The organism is Allochromatium vinosum DSM 180 (assembly GCF_000025485.1).
Lineage (GTDB): Bacteria > Pseudomonadota > Gammaproteobacteria > Chromatiales > Chromatiaceae > Thermochromatium > Thermochromatium vinosum.
This window is the reverse complement of the sequence record NC_013851.1, coordinates 2,328,333-2,346,841: the sequence shown is the minus strand read 5'-3', so window position 1 is coordinate 2,346,841 and position 18,509 is coordinate 2,328,333. Positions and strand designations below refer to the sequence as shown.

17 protein-coding genes, 5 tRNA genes and 1 pseudogene are annotated in these 18,509 nt (G+C 64.5%); 15 read left to right on the top strand and 8 right to left on the bottom strand.

Annotated elements, in window-relative coordinates:
- Positions 1-5: 5 nt before the first annotated feature.
- The 4 genes from frr to rpsB form a co-directional block, all read right to left on the bottom strand.
- Positions 6-563, bottom strand: coding sequence for a ribosome recycling factor (gene frr / locus ALVIN_RS10195; protein ID WP_012971241.1), 558 nt, complete (start codon positions 561-563; stop codon positions 6-8).
- A 4-nt stretch (positions 564-567) separates the two neighbouring features.
- The gene (gene pyrH, locus ALVIN_RS10190; RefSeq protein ID WP_012971240.1) at positions 568-1,290 is read right to left on the bottom strand and encodes a UMP kinase; all 723 of its coding nucleotides are present in this window, start codon (positions 1,288-1,290) and stop codon (positions 568-570) included.
- Between the two features lie 54 nt (positions 1,291-1,344).
- Positions 1,345-2,226, bottom strand: coding sequence for a translation elongation factor Ts (gene tsf, locus ALVIN_RS10185; protein WP_012971239.1), 882 nt, complete (start codon positions 2,224-2,226; stop codon positions 1,345-1,347).
- 139 nt (positions 2,227-2,365) lie between these two features.
- Complete coding sequence (rpsB, locus tag ALVIN_RS10180; protein WP_012971238.1) at positions 2,366-3,094, bottom strand: 30S ribosomal protein S2; 729 nt, start codon at positions 3,092-3,094, stop codon at positions 2,366-2,368.
- 334 nt (positions 3,095-3,428) lie between these two features.
- Between rpsB and map the strand changes: the two genes are divergently transcribed.
- The 8 genes from map (at position 3,429) to ALVIN_RS10140 (ending at position 12,724) form a co-directional block, all read left to right on the top strand.
- The gene (gene map, locus ALVIN_RS10175; RefSeq protein WP_223295203.1) at positions 3,429-4,229 is read left to right on the top strand and encodes a type I methionyl aminopeptidase; all 801 of its coding nucleotides are present in this window, start codon (positions 3,429-3,431) and stop codon (positions 4,227-4,229) included.
- Positions 4,226-6,883, top strand: coding sequence for a [protein-PII] uridylyltransferase (glnD, locus tag ALVIN_RS10170; RefSeq protein WP_012971236.1), 2,658 nt, complete (start codon positions 4,226-4,228; stop codon positions 6,881-6,883). Before map ends, glnD begins: the two co-directional genes overlap by 4 nt.
- Positions 6,852-7,310, top strand: a complete 459-nt coding sequence (locus ALVIN_RS10165) for a hypothetical protein (RefSeq protein WP_012971235.1) — start codon at positions 6,852-6,854, stop codon at positions 7,308-7,310. The genes glnD and ALVIN_RS10165 overlap by 32 nt, the downstream gene beginning before the upstream one ends.
- 112 nt (positions 7,311-7,422) lie before the next feature.
- Entirely contained in the window at positions 7,423-7,890 is a 468-nt protein-coding gene (locus ALVIN_RS10160) for a hydrogenase expression/formation protein (protein WP_012971234.1), read from the top strand.
- Between the two features lie 18 nt (positions 7,891-7,908).
- Positions 7,909-9,012, top strand: coding sequence for a hydrogenase small subunit (locus tag ALVIN_RS10155; RefSeq protein ID WP_012971233.1), 1,104 nt, complete (start codon positions 7,909-7,911; stop codon positions 9,010-9,012).
- Positions 9,009-9,671, top strand: coding sequence for a hypothetical protein (locus tag ALVIN_RS10150; protein ID WP_012971232.1), 663 nt, complete (start codon positions 9,009-9,011; stop codon positions 9,669-9,671). The genes ALVIN_RS10155 and ALVIN_RS10150 overlap by 4 nt, the downstream gene beginning before the upstream one ends.
- Positions 9,668-10,933: a (Fe-S)-binding protein gene (locus ALVIN_RS10145; RefSeq protein ID WP_012971231.1), complete on the top strand. Its 1,266-nt coding sequence runs from the start codon at positions 9,668-9,670 to the stop codon at positions 10,931-10,933. Before ALVIN_RS10150 ends, ALVIN_RS10145 begins: the two co-directional genes overlap by 4 nt.
- Positions 10,934-10,993: 60 nt before the next feature.
- Positions 10,994-12,724 carry a nickel-dependent hydrogenase large subunit gene (locus ALVIN_RS10140; protein WP_012971230.1) on the top strand — a complete coding sequence of 577 codons (1,731 nt, stop codon included), beginning with the start codon at positions 10,994-10,996 and terminating at the stop codon, positions 12,722-12,724.
- Here the strand turns inward: ALVIN_RS10140 and ALVIN_RS10135 are convergent.
- Positions 12,721-14,189, bottom strand: a pseudogene (locus ALVIN_RS10135) (cryptochrome/photolyase family protein). The gene ALVIN_RS10140 and the pseudogene ALVIN_RS10135 sit on opposite strands and share 4 nt — an antisense overlap.
- A gap of 136 nt (positions 14,190-14,325) precedes the next feature.
- Between ALVIN_RS10135 and ALVIN_RS10130 the strand changes: the two are divergent.
- A tRNA-Met gene (locus ALVIN_RS10130) sits at positions 14,326-14,402 on the top strand.
- 69 nt (positions 14,403-14,471) lie between these two features.
- Positions 14,472-14,936 (top strand): DUF2721 domain-containing protein, encoded by a 465-nt coding sequence (locus ALVIN_RS10125; protein WP_223295201.1) that lies wholly within the window; start codon positions 14,472-14,474, stop codon positions 14,934-14,936.
- Between the two features lie 81 nt (positions 14,937-15,017).
- Here ALVIN_RS10125 and ALVIN_RS10120 read toward each other — a convergent pair whose 3' ends face one another.
- Entirely contained in the window at positions 15,018-15,761 is a 744-nt protein-coding gene (locus ALVIN_RS10120; RefSeq protein ID WP_012971228.1) for a ferredoxin--NADP reductase, read from the bottom strand.
- Positions 15,762-15,926: 165 nt separating this feature from the next.
- On the opposite strand from ALVIN_RS10120, the gene ALVIN_RS10115 reads away from it, so the two are divergent.
- Entirely contained in the window at positions 15,927-16,472 is a 546-nt protein-coding gene (locus ALVIN_RS10115) for a glutathione peroxidase (RefSeq protein WP_012971227.1), read from the top strand.
- Positions 16,473-16,475: 3 nt separating this feature from the next.
- Here ALVIN_RS10115 and ALVIN_RS10110 read toward each other — a convergent pair whose 3' ends face one another.
- Both ALVIN_RS10110 and folD read right to left on the bottom strand, forming a co-directional pair.
- Positions 16,476-16,937, bottom strand: coding sequence for a PGPGW domain-containing protein (locus tag ALVIN_RS10110; RefSeq protein WP_012971226.1), 462 nt, complete (start codon positions 16,935-16,937; stop codon positions 16,476-16,478).
- 52 nt (positions 16,938-16,989) lie between these two features.
- On the bottom strand, positions 16,990-17,853 hold the full coding sequence (gene folD, locus ALVIN_RS10105; RefSeq protein WP_012971225.1) for a bifunctional methylenetetrahydrofolate dehydrogenase/methenyltetrahydrofolate cyclohydrolase FolD: 864 nt from the start codon (positions 17,851-17,853) through the stop codon (positions 16,990-16,992).
- A gap of 198 nt (positions 17,854-18,051) precedes the next feature.
- On the opposite strand from folD, the gene ALVIN_RS10100 reads away from it, so the two are divergent.
- The 4 genes from ALVIN_RS10100 to ALVIN_RS10085 all read left to right on the top strand — a co-directional run bounded on the left by ALVIN_RS10100 (position 18,052) and on the right by ALVIN_RS10085 (position 18,504).
- A tRNA-Pro gene (locus tag ALVIN_RS10100) sits at positions 18,052-18,128 on the top strand.
- Positions 18,129-18,184: 56 nt separating this feature from the next.
- Positions 18,185-18,261 (top strand) — tRNA-Arg (locus ALVIN_RS10095).
- A gap of 75 nt (positions 18,262-18,336) precedes the next feature.
- A tRNA-His gene (locus tag ALVIN_RS10090) sits at positions 18,337-18,412 on the top strand.
- A gap of 16 nt (positions 18,413-18,428) precedes the next feature.
- Positions 18,429-18,504: transfer RNA gene (locus ALVIN_RS10085), tRNA-Lys, on the top strand.
- The last annotated feature ends 5 nt before the right edge of the window (positions 18,505-18,509 follow it).

Sequence of the window (18,509 nt, the reverse complement as noted above, 5' to 3'; positions counted from 1 at the left end):
CGGTCTCAGATGGACATCAGGTCCTGTTCTTTCTCGGCCAGTACCGCGTCGACTTCCTTGACGTACTGATCGGTCAGCTTCTGCACGATCTCCTGACCGCGACGCTCGTCGTCCTCGGAGATCATCTTGTCCTTGACCAGTTCCTTGAGATCGTGATTGGCGTCGCGGCGGATGTTGCGCACCGCCACGCGCGCCTGTTCGGCCTCGTTGCGCGCGACCTTGATCAGATCGCGTCGGCGCTCCTCGGTCAGCGGCGGCATGGGCACCCGAATCGCCGTGCCGGCGGTGTTGGGGTTGAGTCCGAGATCGGACTGCATGATCGCCTTCTCGATCGCCTGCACCATGTTGCGCTCCCAGGGCGTGACCAGCAGGGTGCGCGCATCCTCGGCGTTGATGTTGGCGACCTGGCGGATCGGCACGTCCTGCCCGTAGTAGGAGACCATGATGTGGTCGAGCAGCGACGGATGGGCGCGACCGGTGCGGATCTTGGCCAGTTCGTGGGTGAGCGACTCGACACTCTTGGCCATGCGCTCGGCGGCGTCTTGCTTGATATCGTCGATCATGATGTCAGTTTCCGCTTACGACCAGTGAACCGACGTCCTCGCCGGCCATGAGGCGGGGCAGGGCGTTCGGTTCGTTGATGTTCATGACCCGCAGGGGCATGGCGTGATCCCGGCACAGCACGATGGCGGTGGCGTCCATCACCCCGAGATTCTCGCGCAGCGCCTGATCATAGCTGAGTCGGGGATAGAAGGTGGCGGTCGGAACCTTCACCGGATCGGCGGAATAGACACCGTCGACCTTGGTGGCCTTGATCAGCAGGTCGGCACCGATCTCGATGGCGCGCAGACTGGCCGCCGAGTCGGTGGTGAAGAAAGGATTGCCGGTGCCGGCGGCAAAGATCACCACGCGCCCCTTCTCCAGATGACGCATGGCACGGCGGCGGATGTAGTCCTCGCAGACCTGATTGATCTTGAGCGCCGACATCACGCGCGCCGGAACCGACAACCGCTCCAGCGTATCCTGCATCGCCAGGGCGTTCATCACCGTGGCCAGCATGCCGATCTGATCACCCGTGACCCGATCCATGCCGCGCGCGGCCAGCCCGGCGCCGCGAAAGATGTTGCCGCCCCCGATCACCAGCGCGACCTGAACGCCCGAGGCGATCAGATCGCGGACATCGCCCGCGAGCCGCTCCAGGACATCGGGATCGATGCCGTGGTCGCCCGCGCCCATCAGCGCCTCGCCACTGAGTTTGAGCAGGATGCGTCGATACGCGGGAGCCGTCATGGCCGCGGGCCTCGTGGTGATGTCATCGAAATGGGGGCAGGATACCGCAATGGCTCAGTTGCCGCGAACCTGAGCCATGACCTCTTCGGCGAAGTTCTCGACCTTCTTCTCGATGCCCTCGCCGACTTCCAGGCGCGTGAAGCGACGCACCTCGGCGCCGGCCTGCTTGAGCAGCTGGGCGACGGTCTGGTCGGGGTTCTTGACGAAGGGCTGGCCGAGCAGGGTGACTTCTTCCAGGAACTTGCGCATGCGGCCCTCGATCATCTTCTCGACGATCGCCTCGGGCTTGCCGCTGTCGAGCGCCTGGGCCTTGAAGATCTCGCGCTCCTTGTCCAGGGTCTCGGCCGGTACCTGATCGGCGTTCATGCACAGTGGGTTGCTGGCGGCGATGTGCATGGCGATGTCGCGACCGAGCGTCTCGTCGCCGCCGACCAGTTCGACCACCACGCCGATGCGCACGCCGTGACGATAGCTGTGGAGTGCGCCCTCGGTGCCGTCGAAGCGCTGCAGGCGGCGCACCTGGATGTTCTCGCCGATCTTGGCGATCAGGGCCTCACGGGCGGCATCGACGGTGCTGCCGTCGGCCAGGGTCTGACCGGCCAGCGACTCGGCGTCAGCCACGCCGCCGCTGAGCGCGGCGGCCGTGACGGCCTCGGCGAATTCCAGGAAGTTGGAGTCCTTGGCAACGAAGTCGGTCTCGCAGTTGATCTCGACCATGACGCCCTGCTTGCCGTCGTCCGTGATCTGGATCATGACCACACCCTCGGCGGCGGTACGGCCGGACTTCTTGGCGGCCTTGGCTTGACCGGACTTGCGCATGGCCTCGATGGCGGCCTCGATGTCTCCGTTGGCTTCCACGAGCGCGGCCTTGCACTCCATCATGCCGGCGCCGGTGCGCTCGCGCAGTTCCTTGACCAATGCGGCTGTAATCGCCATGACTAGAACACCTCGTCGACCCGCTCGGGGTCTGCTTGAATCGGATGAAGAGGCGCCGCACCGCGCGGCGTCTCTGAAGAACTGGATCGGTCGAGACAGGCGGCGCGCCCCACTCAGGTGGAGCGGGGCGCGCGGGCGATCACGCCTCGGCCTGAGCCTCGTCCTGGATGGAGCCTGCGCCACGGCCGACCATGGCGGCAGCGGTGCTGCGACCGTCGAGGATGGCGTCGGCCGCACCGGCGATGTAGAGACGCACGGCACGGATGGCGTCGTCGTTGCCGGGGATGACGTAGTCGACGTTGCTCGGGTCGTTGTTGGTGTCGACCACGCCGATGACCGGGATACCGAGCTTGTTGGCCTCGGTCACGGCGATCTTCTCGTGGCCGACGTCGATGACGAAGAGCGCGTCCGGCAGGCCGTCCATGTTCTTGATGCCGCCGAGGCTCAGTTCGAGCTTGTCACGCTCGCGCGACAGACCCAGAGCTTCCTTCTTGTTGAAGCGCTCGATGGTGCCGCTCTCGAACATGGCCTCCAGATCCTTCAGGCGCTTGACCGACTGACGGATGGTCTTGAAGTTGGTGAGCATGCCGCCGAGCCAGCGGTGGTTGACGAAAGGCATGCCGCAACGCTCGGCCTCTTCGCGGATGGCATCGCGCGCGGCGCGCTTGGTGCCGACGAAGAGGATCTTGCCGCCGTTGGCGGCCAGGGTGCCCATGAAGTTCACGGCATCCTGGTAGAGCGGCAGGGTCTTCTCGAGGTTGACGATGTGGATCTTGTTGCGCTGCCCGAAGATGAAAGCCCCCATCTTGGGGTTCCAGTAACGGGTCTGGTGGCCGAAATGGACGCCGGCCTCCAGCATCTGACGCATGGTGACGTTGCTCACGATCTTCACTTCCTGAATCTGAATGGTTGGGTTAGGCCTCCACGCGCCCCAGGCGACAACCCGAGTGAACGGGCACCCAGTCTCTGTGACGGCGCGTGTGTGGACGGATCGGCACGTCTGTGGGGCGTGCCTGGCCGAAGGGCCAAACGAAAAAGAGCGGAAACGCAGATTTCCGCCTTGGTGTCGCCGCCGCAAGCCCCCATCATGTGCCATGGTGGATAGTCGTCAATTGCGACAGCGCGCCGCGTTTTATACCATAGCCGGTTACACAGGGGCAAATGCCCGAACGTCTGACGAGCCGAATCGATATCAAAAGACCGTGGATGCTTCCAACCGTAAGATGAATGTGCGGATCAAGACCCCAGAGGCGATCGAGAAGATGCGTATCGCCTGCCGTCTGGCCGCCGACGTGCTCGACATGATCGAGCCCCATGTCCAACCCGGCGTCACCACCGAGGAACTCGACCGGCTCTGTCACGACTACATCGTTGACCATCACGCCATCCCGGCTCCGCTCGACTATCGCGGTTTCCCCAAGTCGATCTGCACCTCGATCAACCATCAGGTCTGCCACGGCATCCCGAGCAACAAGCGGCTCAAGAAGGGCGACATCGTCAATATCGACATCACCGTGATCAAGGACGGCTATCACGGCGACACCAGCCGCATGTTCTTCGTCGGCGAGCCGTCCGTGCTCGCCCGTCGGCTCGTAACCGTCACGCAGCAGGCGATGATGCTCGGTATCGCCGCCGTCAAGCCGGAGGCCACGCTCGGCGACATCGGGCATGTCATTCAGCGTTTCGTCGAGACCCAGGGGTATTCGGTGGTGCGCGAATACTGCGGACACGGCATCGGCGAGGAGTTCCACGAAGACCCGCAGGTGCTGCACTACGGCAAGCCCGGCGAGGGTCTGAGGCTCAAGCCGGGGATGTGCTTCACCATCGAGCCCATGGTCAACGCCGGCAAGCGCTTCATCAAGGTGCTGCCGGACGGCTGGACCGTCGTCACCAAGGACCGCAGTCTCTCGGCTCAGTGGGAACACACCATCCTGGTCACGGAGACCGGCCACGAGATTCTGACCCTGCGCGCCGCCGAGCGTGCGACCCTGGGCGTCTCATGACCCAGGGCGCCTCCCTGCTCGCCGCCACCGCGCCGGTCGACTCGACGCTCTCGCCGTCGGACTCACTGCGCTTCTTCAAGGAACGGCTCAGAGCGGGGAAGGACGCGCTCTACCAGCATTATGACCAGGGCGTTCCGGTCACGCGCCTGGTCCGTGAACTGAGCGAACTCATCGACGCCGTCCTGCGTGATGTCTGGACCCTGCATCTGAGCGAATCCTCCGCTGCGGCGCTGGTGGCGGTCGGCGGCTATGGACGGCGCGAGCTGCATCCGGCCTCCGACATCGACATCCTGATCCTGATCGACGCCGAACCCTCGCCCCCGCTGATCGAGTCCATCGAGCGTCTGCTGACCCTGCTGTGGGACATCGGGCTTGCGGTCGGTCACAGTGTCCGCACGGTCGAGGATTGCGTGCGCGAGGCCGAGGCCGACGTCACGGTGATGACCAACCTGCTGGAAGCACGCTGGCTGGCGGGCTCTGAAGCGCTCTTCCAGGATATGCGCGCGGCCACCGGCCCCGACCGTCTCTGGAACAGCGAGCGATTCTTCGCCGCCAAGACCCAGGAGCAGCGCGCGCGCTGGCAGAAGTACGGCGACACCGCCTACAACCTCGAACCCAACATCAAGGAGAATCCCGGCGGTCTCCGGGACATCCAGATGATCGGCTGGGTGGCCAAGCGTCATTTCGGCGCCGAGACGCTGCACGAGCTGGTCGATCACGGCTTTCTGACCGAAGCCGAGCATCGGGCCCTGATCGGCGGCCAGACTCTGTTGTGGCGCATCCGCTTCGCGCTCCATCGGCTGGCCGGGCGGCACGAGGACCGGCTGCTGTTCGACTATCAGCGCACCCTGGCTCATCAGTTCGGCTTCAGCGACGGCGAGAACAATCTGGCCGTCGAGCAGTTCATGCAGCAGTACTATCGCACCGTCCAGGAGCTCAATCAGCTCAACGAGATGCTGTTGCAGCTCTTCGGCGAGGCGATCCTGCTGCACGACGACATCGGCCCGCCCGTGCCGATCAACAAGCGCTTCCAGTCGCGCAGCGGCTATCTGGAGGTCACATCGCCAAGCGTGTTCCGGCGCACACCGATCGCGCTGCTGGAGGTCTTCCACATCCTCCAGACCCATCCCGAGCTGGAGGGCGTGCGTGCCAGCACCATCCGCCTGATCCGCGAGAACCGCCATCGTATCGACGACAGCTTCCGCGCCGATCTGCGCGCGCGCAGTCTGTTCATGGAGATCCTGCGCGAACCGATCGGGCTCACCCACGCCATGCGCCGCATGAGCCGATACGGCGTGCTGCCGGCCTACATCCCGGCCTTTGCCAACATCGTCGGGCGCATGCAGTACGACCTGCTGCACGTCTACACGGTCGACGAGCACACCCTGACCCTGCTGCGCAACCTGCGCCGCTTCGTCATCCCCAAGCACGACGAAGAGTTCCCGCTCTGTAGCGCGGTGGCACGGCGCATCCCCAAGCTGGAGCTGCTCTATCTGGCCGGACTCTTCCATGACATCGCCAAGGGGCGCGGCGGCGACCACTCCAGCCTTGGTGCGCGCGACGCCTGGGACTTCTGCCAGCACCATGGTCTGAGCGCGTTCGACAGCCGGCTGGTGTGCTGGCTGGTCGAACAGCATCTGGTGATGTCCATGACCGCGCAGCGCAAGGACATCGGCGATCCGGAGGTCATCCAGTCCTTCGCCGCGCTGATCGGCGATCCGACCCGGCTCGACTATCTCTATCTGCTGACCGTCGCCGATGCGCGCGCCACCAATCCGGGACGCTGGAACAGTTGGCTCGATGCGCTGCTGCGCGAGCTCTACTACAGCACCCGGCGCGCGCTGCTGCGCGGTCTCGACAATCCCCAGGCCCAGGATGAGCTGGTCGCGCAGAAACAGGCCGAGGGTCTGCGTCTGGTGGCGCGCTATGGCGTCGAACCGGACACCTGTCAGGCGCTCTGGCAGCGTTTCAACCGCGACTTCTTTCTCTACAACTCGCCCGACGAAATCGCCTGGCAGACCCGGCGTATGCTGGAGACCGGGCCGGCGGACTGGCCACTGGTCGACATCCGGCCGATCACCGCGCGCGGCGGCAGCGAAATCTTCATCTACTCGCGCGATCGCGACAATCTGTTCGCCCGCACCACGGCCGCGCTCGATCAGATGGGCCTGAACATCATGGATGCGCGCGTCATGACCACCAGCGACGGTATGGTGGTCAACAGCTATCAGGTGCTCGATCGCGATGGCGCGCCCATCGACGATCCATTGCGTCTCGGCGAGGTGCGCGAACAGCTCGCGGCGCGTCTGGCCGAACCGACCCAGGCCCGCATCCGGGTCACGCGCACGGCCTCGCGTCAGCATCGGCATTTTCCGATCGAGACGCGCGTGTGTTTCTCGGTCGACGAACCCAACCAGCGCACCATCATGCGTCTGACGACCCTCGACCGGCCGGGACTGCTGGCCGAGGTCGGGGCGGTGTTCGAGCAGTGCGGCATCCGGTTGCAGAATGCCAAGATCGCCACCGTCGGCGCCGAGGTCGACGACGTCTTCTTCATCACGACCGCCGAGGAGACGCCCATCACCTGCGAGCAGGCGCTGTCCTGTCTGAGGCGCGAGATCCATGATCGACTCGAAGCGCGTCCTGCGGCCTGAGCCGGGTCAGACCTCGAGTGTAGCCAGTGTGTATTCGGGCGCGAGAGGCCCGGCGTTCGGTCTGGTTGGCGGCGTTCTGCTCGCCCTGACCGGGTTGGCGATCGCCGATGAGCCCGGGGGGCGAGCCGCTGTCCCGGTCGATCCGGCGTCCATCGGCATGGCTCAACCGGACGTGACCGCGCCCTGGCTCGACGAGGTCCGCGCCCAGCGCGAAGCCTGGGAGGCTCGGCGCTCGGCCGTGCGCGAGCAGCACGAGCAACGCCGCCGCACCCATCATCCACAGGGCGCGCTCCAGTCAGAGGCTTGGGAGGAGGATCTGCGCCGCCGCCGCGCCGAGCGCCAGGAGCGCATCGACCAGGATCGTGAGTCCTTTCACCGGCTCTACCCGCCGGGCTGGAACAACCTCTGGTACTTTCGGGGCTACTAGCGTTCGCGTCCTTCAATATCTGCTGACATTCTAAAATCACCTGCTCCAGATCAAATCAAAAAACCTTGGATCGACCTAGAATCCATTCCATCGACGTCGAGCTGGAGTGGATATGTCAGGCTTGGATCCAACCATCGGTCATTCCTCATCGGGTGCATCCTGCGCGCGATCCCGGCATGAACACGGGCACGCGCTCCCCATCCTGCACGAGATCCGTCATGCACTCGAACGCCTGCTCGCCAGCGGCGAGGAGACGCGCATCGATCTCCATTCCATGCCCTTCGGTCCGGGCGACCTGGAGCGCCTGACCGCTGTGCTCGGTTCGGGCGAGGTCCAGGCGCGTGTCGAAGCGCTCGGTCCGACCCTGATCCAGGAGACCGCCATCCCCGGCGTCTGGCTGGTCGATTATCGCGGCCTGGAAGATCAGCGCCTGAGCTATCAGATCGAGATCGCCGCCATCCCCGAGATCCTGCGTCCGCGCCCGGAGGATCTCGCCGAGTCGCTCGGTGCACTCGAGGATCGACTCTCCGAGTCCGGACTGGACGCCGCCGCGCCGAACGCTTCGCCACCTTCGTCCTGACACCCGAAAGGAGGGACCATGCGCAAGAGATCCGACAAGACACTGGGCGAGAGCCTGCGCGATCACGGCCTGTCACGCCGCGGATTCCTCAAGCTCTGCGCCGCGACCGCCTCCCTGATGGCCCTGCCGCCGAGCATGGCGCCGGCCATCGCCGCCGCGCTGGAGCAGGCGCGCCGTCCCTCGGTCATCTGGCTGTCGTTCCAGGAATGCACCGGCTGTACCGAATCCCTGACCCGCGCCCATGCCCCGACGCTCGAAGACCTGATCCTCGATTTCATCTCGCTGGACTACCATCACACGCTTCAGGCGGCCTCGGGCGAGGCGGCCGAAGCCGCGCGGCTCCAGGCGATGGATGAGAACCGGGGCCAGTATCTGGTGATCGTCGACGGCTCCATCCCGGGGCCGGACGCCAATCCGGGCTTCTCGACCGTTGCCGGTCACAGCAACTATTCGATCCTGATGGAGACTGTCGAGCACGCCGCCGCCGTGATCGCGGTCGGCACCTGCGCCGCCTTCGGCGGTCTGCCCCAGGCGCGGCCCAATCCGACCGGCGCCATGTCGGTCATGGATCTGGTCCGCGACAAGCCGGTCATCAATGTCCCCGGCTGTCCGCCGATCCCCATGGTCATCACCGGCGTGATCGCGCACTATCTGGTCTTCGGTCGGCTACCCGAGCTGGACGGCTATGGCCGGCCGCTCGCCTTCTACGGCCAGTCGATCCACGACCGCTGCTATCGCCGGCCCTTCTACGACAAGGGGCTGTTCGCCGAGAGCTTCGACGACGAAGGGGCCAAACAGGGCTGGTGTCTGTATCGGCTCGGCTGCAAGGGTCCGACCACCTACAACGCCTGCGCCACCATGAAATGGAACGACGGCACCAGCTGGCCGGTCGAGGCGGGGCATCCCTGTCTGGGCTGCTCCGAGCCGCAGTTCTGGGATGCCGGCGGTTTCTATGAGCCGGTGTCGGTGCCGCTCACGCTCGGTCCCGCGACACTCCTGGGGGCGGGCGCGGCCGGTGCTGTCGTCGGCGGTGGACTGGCGGCTCTGTCCCGAAAGAAGGGCCGGGACGCGGCGGCCACACGCCAACCCGTCACCGTCGACGAATTGGAGCAAAAGCTATGAGCGGCTCGATGGAATTTCTGCTCTGGACCAAGGGTCCAGTCTTCGATGTCGCGCTGGCGATCTTCGCCATCGGTCTGCTGGCGCGTCTGGTCGAGATCTTCATGCTCGGGCGCGCGCCCAATTATGCCGAGCCGCGTGCGCGTGAATGGCCGGCCGGGCTGCGCACCATGCTGACCCGCACCGTCGCCGATCCGGGCACCTTCAAGCGCGCACCCTTCAACGTGGTGGTCGGCTGGATCTGGCACATCGGGTTTCTGACGGCGCTCCTGTTTTTCGTGCCCCATGTCGAGCTGATCCAGGGCGTGCTCGGCTTTGCCTGGCCGGCGCTACCCAATCCGCTGGTCGATTTTGCGACGGCCGTCACCATCCTGGCCCTGATCGCAACCCTGGTGCATCGCCTCACCCACCCGGTGAAGCGGCACATCAGCACGGTCGAGGATTATCTGGTGTGGGCGGTGGTGTTCATGGTGGTGCTCACCGGCTATCTGGCCTATCACCGTCTGGTCGAGCCCTATCCGCTGGCGCTCGGCATGCACATCCTCAGCGCCGAGATCCTGCTGATCATTCTGCCCTTCACCAAGCTCACCCACATCTTCACGGCCTTCATCGCGCGCTGGTACAACGGCGCCGCCTTCGGCCGCAAGGGGGTCCAGTCATGAGCGAGCTGACACTCGAACGGGGCCTGGCGGCCTTGCGCGCCGAGATCGACGCACCGACGGCGGCGTTCTTCTCCAGTTGCGTGCACTGCGGACTCTGCGCCCAGGCCTGCCCCTTCTATCTCGAAACCGGCGATCCCAAGTACACGCCGATCCTGAAGCTCGAACCCCTGCGCCGGGTGTGGGAGAACGAGTTCACCCTGTGGGGCCGGATCAAAGGGTTGCTCGGTCTCCAGAAGAAGGTCACGGATGAGATGCTGGCCGAATGGGAGGAACTGGTCTACGACTCCTGCTCGCTGTGCGGTCGCTGTTCCGTGGTCTGTCCGGTCGGCAATGATCTCTATGCCATGATCCGCAAGACCCGCGAGGGCATGGTTCAGTCGGGTCATGCGCCCGAGGGTTTGATCAGTGCCTCGGTGCGTGCGATCACCACGGGCAGCCCCATGGGGCTGCAATGGAAGACGCTCGCGGTGCAGATCCAGCATGTCGAATCCAGTAGCGGGCTGACCGTGCCGGTCGACCGGGAGGGCGCCGAATATCTGGTGCTGCTGTCCTCGATGGAGATCATCAACTTCCCCGAATATCTGGAGGCCATCACCAAGATCTTCGACCATGCCGGCATCTCCTGGACGCTCTCGACCCAGTGTTTCGAGGCCACCAACGCCGGTATCCAGATCGGCAACAAGGACATTGCCGCCGAGCTGGTCGAGCGCGTGGTGGCGGCGGCCGAAACGCTCCGGGTGTCCAAGGTCATCAGTCCTGAGTGCGGTCACGCCTATACCGCCATCCGCTGGGAGGGGCCGAACCTGATCGGCCGGCCCTATCCGTTCCGGGTCTTCCACATCATCGAGGTGCTCGACGAACTGCGCGCCGCCGGGCGGATCAAGACCGAAGGCAAGGAAGACGACCGGCTCTCGCTGCACGATCCCTGCAATCTGGCGCGCAAGAGCGGTGTCATCCAGCAGCAGCGCAACCTCATGGCGCTGGTGGCCGAGAATTTCGTCGACCTCAAGGAGCACGGCAAATATCAGTGGTGCTGCGGAGCCGGCGGCGGTGTCAGCTCCAACGAACGCGCCGAGGAACTCAAGATGGCGGCCTTCAAGCGCAAGAAGGCGCAGATCGAGGAGGTCGCCCCCGAGCGCATGGTGACGATGTGCGCCACTTGCCGCACCCAGCTCGAAGAGGGGCTGGAGGCGTTCAACATGGAGATTCCGGTGGTCGGACTCACCGAGATGATCGCCGAGCATCTGGTCGAGCGCGACTGAACCGAACACCTGTTTTAGAGCCGGGCCGCGTTGGCGGCCCCGTGCCGGAGATCCGCCAACATGAGTGAACGCATCGTCGTCGACCCCATCACCCGCATCGAGGGCCATCTGCGCATCGAGGCCCAGATGGACGGCGCCACCATCGCCCAAGCCTACAGCTCGGGCACCATGGTCCGCGGCATCGAGACCATTCTCAAGGGCCGCGATCCGCGCGATGCCTGGGCCTTCGTCCAGCGCATCTGCGGCGTCTGCACTCTGGTGCACGGCATCGCTTCGGTGCGCGCCGTCGAAGATGCCCTCAGGATCGAGTTGCCGCTCAACGCCCAACTCATCCGCAACCTCATGATCGGTGCGCAGTACATCCACGATCATGTGATGCATTTCTATCATCTGCACGCGCTCGACTGGGTCGATGTGGTCAGCGCCCTGAGCGCCGATCCGAGAGCGACCTCTGAGCTGGCCCAGTCCATCAGCGCCTGGCCGAAGTCTTCGCCCGGCTATTTCGCCGACACTCAGAAACGGATCAAGACCTTTGTCGAATCCGGCCAGCTCGGCATCTTCGCCAATGGCTATTGGGGACATCCGGCCTACAGGCTTCCGCCCGAGGCCAACCTGATGGCGGTCGCGCACTATCTGGAGGCGCTCGCCTGGCAGCGTGACACGGCCAAGTTCCATGCCATCTTCGGCGGCAAGAATCCGCATCCGAACTTCGTCGTCGGCGGCGTCCCGTCACCGATCGATCTGGACTCGGACTCGGCGCTCAACGCCAAGCGGCTGGCCGAGGTCCGGAATCTGATCCAGTCGATGCGCACCTTCGTCGATCAGGTCTATGTGCCCGACACGCTGGCCATCGCCGGGTTCTACAAAGACTGGGGCGAGCGCGGCGAGGGGCTGGGCAACTTCCTCTGCTATGGCGACCTGCCCACGGGCGCGAGTCTGGACCCGGCGACCTTCCTGTTTCCGCGCGGTGCCATCCTCGACCGCGATCTCTCGACCATCCACGAGGTCGACCTGGAGGCCACCGGCGAGATCCAGGAGTTCGTCAACCATTCCTGGTACGAATACAGCGTCGGCAACGATCGCGGACTGCATCCCTACGAGGGGCAAACCAATCTGGAATACGACCGGCGCGGCGGTGTGGCGCCGCCCTACAAGCAACTCGACGTCAGCGACGGCTATTCCTGGCTCAAGGCGCCGCGCTGGAAGGGGCGCTCGGTCGAGGTCGGACCGCTGGCGCGTGTTCTCATGCTCTATGCTACCGGTCACGATCAGGCCCGAGAGCTGGTCGACAGCACGCTCTCCCGGCTCGACCTGCCGGTCGATGCGCTCTATTCGACCCTGGGACGCACGGCGGCGCGCGCCCTGGAGAGCAAGATCCTGGTCGACGCCATGCAGGGCTGGTACGACGGTCTGATCGCCAACGTCAAATCCGGCGACACCAAAACCTTCAACGAGACGCTGTGGGAGCCGTCGAGCTGGCCGAGCCGGGCGCAGGGCGTCGGCATCATGGAGGCTCCGCGCGGCGCGCTCGGGCATTGGATCGTCATCGAAGATGGCCGTATCGCCAACTACCAGGCCGTGGTGCCCTCGACTTGGAACGCCGGACCGCGCGATGGTCGCGGTCAAGCCGGCGCCTACGAGGCCGCGCTCCAGGACAACCATCAGCTCGTCGACGTCAAGCAGCCGATCGAGATCCTGCGCACCATCCATTCGTTCGATCCCTGTATCGCCTGCGCGGTGCATCTGGCCGATCCGGAATCGGGCGAGTCGTTTCAGGTCAGGGTCGTTTAGGGGCCGGCCGCCCGATTGGTCTGCTCCCAGGCGGCGAGTGCGCGCACGCGCGATCTGGCCAGATCGACGATGGGATGTGGATAGTCGCGCCCGAGCCGGACACCCGCCGCCGCCAGGACGGCTTGAGGCGCCGCCCAGGGCTGCTGGAGATATTTGTCCGGCAGGCGCGCCAGTTCCGGGCACCAGTGGCGTACATAGACTCCGTCCGGATCGAAGCGTTGCCCCTGGAGCACTGGGTTGAAGACGCGGAAATAGGGTGCGGCATCGGCCCCGCACCCGGCTGTCCACTGCCAGCCGAGGGTGTTGCCGGCCAGATCGGCATCGACCAGCGTATCCCAGAACCAGCGCGCGCCTTCTTGCCAGGGTATCAAGAGATTCTTGGTCAGCAGCGAAGCGACCACCATCCGCACCCGATTGTGCATCCAGCCGGTGTGCCACAGCTCGCGCATCCCGGCATCGACCAGCGGGATACCTGTACGTCCGCGCTGCCAGGCTCCGAGCGTCGCCTCGACGCCCTCCGTCGCCCAGGGAAAGGCGCCGAACCGCCCATCCAGCGGTTCGTCGGTCGTATGCGGAAAATGGTGCAGCAGGTGATGGCCGAACTCACGCCAGCCGAGTTCGCGCACATAGGATTCGGCGATGCTCTGGGCCGGGTCGCCGAATGCCGCGACGATCCAGTTCAGCAGGCGTCGCGGGCCGATCTCGCCGAAGTGCAGATGGGGTGACAGACGCGAGGTGCCCGGTCGGTCGGGGCGGTCGCGTGCGATGCCATAGTCGTTCAGTCCTGCGGCGATGAAGGCGCGCGCACGCTCCAGGGCGCCTGTCTCGCCCGGTGTCCAGGTTGCGCGCAACCCGCCATCCCAGTCGCGGTGCGGCAGCAGATCCAGCGATTCGGGTTCGAGCGCGGCGCTCGGCGAGATGGGGGTGGGCGGCGGCGGAACGGTCTCCGGGGCGGGGCGGGGGGGGGCACGCTCAGCGAGCGCATGCAGGCGCGCCAGAAGGCGCTGAAGACCCGATAGGGTTGGCCGCTGCCGTTGAGAACCTCCCAAGGCTCGAAGAGCAGGGCGGCTTTGTGACTCTCGCAGTGTAGTCCCTCGGCGCGCAGTGTCTGCTTGATCCGGGTGTCCCGCTCACGGGTCGCCGGGTCATAGAGACGGTTCCAGCGGATGGTGCGCGCTCCTGTTTCGTGCGCGAGACGACGCAGTGCGTCCAGACTCGGCCCGCGCAGGATCCAGAGCCGGTTGCCGCGCGCGCGCAGCGATGCGTCGAGCGCCGTCAGGCTCCAGTGCAGCCACCAGCGGCTTGCCGCGCCCGGTTCCCAGGGCGACTCCTCTTCTGGAGCATGGATATAGACCGGAATGATCGGCGCTCCATCACTCAGCGCGGCGGCGAGTGCCGGGTTGTCGTCCAGGCGCAGATCGCGTCTGAACCAAAGTATGCTCGGGGTGAGTGCTGGGTTCTGGATGGAATTCGTTTTATGAATCAATGTATTGAATCCTTCGTGGTGAGCGCGCCGATTCTATCGGCACGGTGTCGGTAACATCGAGAGCAAATTAGGGGTTGCGCGATCGGATCTGGATGGCTATTATAGGCACCTCAGTTGCGGGGTGGAGCAGTCAGGCAGCTCGTCGGGCTCATAACCCGAAGGTCGTAGGTTCAAATCCTGCCCCCGCTACCAAATCGAACAAAAAGGCCTAGAGGTTTTACCTCTAGGCCTTTTTGCTTGCCTCGGCCTGATGCAAGGCGGGTGTCTCTGCTCAGCTTTTTACAGCCTCTCAAGCCTATGCCGCCCGAATCTCCTATCACAGCGATTGCACACGTCATCCAGCTCTCGGTTGCTCCCGTTTTCCTGCTCACGGGCATCGGCGCCATGCTGGGCGTCCTGACGAACCGACTGAGCCGTATCGTCGATCGCGCCAGGGTCGTTGAGAGGCGGATCCCAGAGGATCAGGGCAGCGCTCAGGCCGAATTGCAGGCGCTGTCGACACGCGCCAGACTGGTCGGCGCATCCATCGGTCTCTGCACCCTGACCTCGTTATTGGTTTCCACCGTCATCGCGCTTCTCTTCCTTGGAACCTTCTTGACCTTCAATGCCTCGTTGGTCGTGGCCATGCTGTTCGTGGCTTCCATGCTGGCCTTCATCCTGGCCTTGCTGCTGTTTCTCCGTGAGATATTCATCGCCACGGCTGGTTTGCGCTTTGGCCGCAGGTAGTGCGCGCCGCATGTCTCGGGCGCCGCTGGAGGAGCAGCCCTCCGGCGAGGGCGCTCTTGGCGTGGAGTGGATCTTCGCGGCTCAGTGATACTGCTCGGTGGTGTAATGTCCCGGCGTCTGTCGTCGGTGCCGCACCAGTCCGCGTGCCTCCAGGATGACCTTGGCATCCTTGATCATGGCCGAGTTGCCGCAGAGCATCACATGGCTGGTCGCCGGGTCGATGGTCAGGCCGACGTGACGTTCCAGCTCGCCGCCGGTCAGCAGATCCGTGATGCGGCCGGACAACGCCGTTGGCCAGGATTCGCGACTGACGGCGGCTACGCGCGTAAACCGCCCCGGATAGCGGCCTGCAATCTCGTCGAGCGTTTCGCTGTAGGCCAGATCCGCGCCCTGGCGCACGCCATGGACCAGGACCACCCGCTCGAACAGGCGCCAGGGATCGGGTGAGCGCAGGATCGAGAGATAGACTCCAAGCCCCGTCCCCGTGGCCAGCAGCCACAGATCCCGTGCCGGCTGCACCGTCTCCAGTGTAAAGATGCCGCTGGCAGTCGCGGTCAACCAGACCGTATCACCCGGACTCAGCGCCGAGAGCGGTGGTGTCAGCGGCCCCTGCGGAACCTCGTTGAAAAAGATCTCGATCGGTTGTGCGCCTGGGGCGTTGACCAGCGAGTAGGGGCGCCCCACGCGCTCGCCCTCGATGTCGAGTGCGACCTTGATGTACTGACCCGCCACGAAATCCGTGATGGGCGCCTCGAATTGCAGACTGTAGAGCCCCTCGGTCCAGCGATGCTTGCCGACGACTCGTGCCTTGACCCAATCGTTCATATCCCGTACCGCCTCGAATCTGTCCGGAAACCGGTTCTGTTTGGATGATGTGTGCGGATGGATGAGATCCGCTCTCGCATCATGATCGGTGCGATCGGCGCCATTGCAATCCCGCCGCGATGCTCTACTTCAGTAAACCAGACGAATCGAGACTGGAGTTGGATTATGAAACCATCCGTGCTGCTATTGGGGTTGGCGGCCATGAGTGCGACTGCCGGCGCCGAGACCGCCCCGTGCTCGTCCCTGCTCGATCTCGATGTCCGGCGCCTGGCCGGGGACGAGGTCGTCAATCTCTGCGACGCCTATCAGGGGCAGGTGATCCTGGTGGTCAACACCGCCAGCAAATGCGGCTTCACCTCGCAGTACGAGGGGCTGGAGCAGCTCTATCGGACCTATAAGGATCGCGGTTTCGTGGTCCTGGGCTTTCCGTCCAACGACTTTGCCAACCAGGAGCCGGGCAGCGAACAGGAGATCCAGAAATTCTGTCGCCTGACCTATGCGGTCGAGTTTCCGATGTTCGAGAAGGTCAGCGTCAAGAAGGGGCGGGCCGCGCCGCTGTTCGAGAGGCTGGCCGCCGCCGGCGCCCCCTATCCAAAATGGAACTTCTACAAATACCTGATCGACCGCAACGGCAACCTCGTCGATCACTACATCAGCACCACCAAGCCCGACAGCGGCAAGGTCATCAAGGCGATTGAGCGTTTGCTGTGAGCGTCACGCCGGGTGCTGGGGATCGGGCGATTCGGCCAGCGGCGCCGGCACCCGAAGCGGCGGACGACCGGCACGCCGACGCAGCCAGTTGAAGGCCGCCATGACGCTGGGGTTGCCGGCGAGCCGGCGTTCGAGTCGGAATTTGCCCGGAAAATCGCTGAGCACCAGCCCGACCAGGATTGTCAGCAGTCCCTGACCGGGGAGCACCAGCATGAGGAGTCCGCACAGCACCAGCAGCCAGCCCACGACATTCTTCAGGATCCGCAGTGCCAGATAGATCAGCGGATGAAAGCGCCGTAGACGGCTCTGGTGGCGTTTGGTATCGAGGAAATAGTCCTCGGGCATGGCCGCCACCAGCACGGGCAACGCCAGAATGGAGCCGATGAAGGTCAGCACGGAGGCGCCCGCCAACAGCAGCGTCAGCGCCTGATGGGATTCGATCCAGTTCAGGAGCGCGTCGAACATGGCCGATCAGGCCAGCCGTGTTTGACGATGGCGCGACTGCGAGAAGCGCGCTTCAAGGCACCGTCTCCGCGTGCAGTTCAGCGGCCTGGAGCGTGTTCTCCAGCAGACTGGCGATGGTCATCGGACCGACCCCGCCCGGCACCGGCGTGATCCAGGATGCACGCTCAGCGCAGGTTGCGAAATCCACGTCGCCGACGAGTTTGCCCTCGGCGGTGCGATTGATCCCGACGTCGATCACGATGGCGCCCTCCTTGACCCAGTCGCCCGGCACGAACCCCGGCCGCCCGACGGCTGCGACCAGGATGTCCGCGCCCCGAACCTTCTCGGCCAGATCGCGGGTCCGGCTGTGGCAGACGGTGACTGTGCAGCGCGCCGCGAGCAGTTCGAGGGCCATGGGGCGGCCGACGATGTTCGACTGGCCGATGATGACGGCGTCCAGTCCCTCCAGTGACTGCCCGGTGCGTGCCAGCATCGTCATCACGCCTTTGGGCGTGCAGGGACGCAACAGGGGCATACGCAGCACCAGACGACCGACATTGTAGGGGTGGAAGCCGTCGACGTCCTTGGTCGGCGAGATGCGCTCGGTGACAGCCGCCTCGTCGAGCTGTGACGGGAGCGGCAGTTGGACCAGGATGCCGTCGATGGCCGGATCGGCGTTGAGCCGATCGATCAGCGCCATCAACTCGGCCTGGGACGTGTGCTCCGGCAGTTCGTGCAATTCCGAATGGAACCCGACTTCGGCGCAGGCGCGGCGCTTGTTGCGTACATAGACCTGCGAGGCCGGATTCTGGCCCACCAGCACCACGGCCAGCCCCGGCGCCCGGCCGCGCGTGCTCAGCATCGCGGCGGCGCGCTGTTGGATGGTTTGCTGAATGTCGGCGGCGATGGCTTTGCCATCGAGTAGGGCGGCGCTCATGTGATCGACGTCAATCCTGAATTAAGAAGGCCAGTTGGCTAGGGATGCACCATGATAGCGACTCGTCGTCGACTGTAAACAATCTCGGTTGCCGTGGGAGTTTGTGAAATGCAGTGGTTGACAGCCGCCGAACCGATGGCTATCATGCCGGCTCTTCGGTTCCGGGATGCATTGAAGCTCCGGATACGCATCCGAAGCCGGGGTATAGCGCAGTCTGGTAGCGCGCCTGCTTTGGGAGCAGGATGTCGGGGGTTCGAATCCCTCTACCCCGACCAAACGCTTTCCAGAGCAGAGAAACCGCCAGGAATGCGTGACCGAACCGCACCCCAAAGCGCTCGTAGCTCAGCTGGATAGAGCAACGGCCTTCTAAGCCGTGGGTCGCAGGTTCGAGTCCTGCCGGGCGCGCCAATAGCGAATCCGGGGATGCCAAAGCGGCATCAAATGCGATATAATTCGACACGGACAAGTTGAGCAGTTTCTATGGTGGATGTAGCTCAGTTGGTAGAGCGCAGGATTGTGATTCCTGTGGTCGTGGGTTCGATCCCCATCGTCCACCCCAAACAATGCAAGTCAAAGGGCTGTTAGCTCAGCTGGTAGAGCAGTGGACTCTTAATCCATCGGTCCGGGGTTCGAATCCCTGACAGCCCACCAATTAA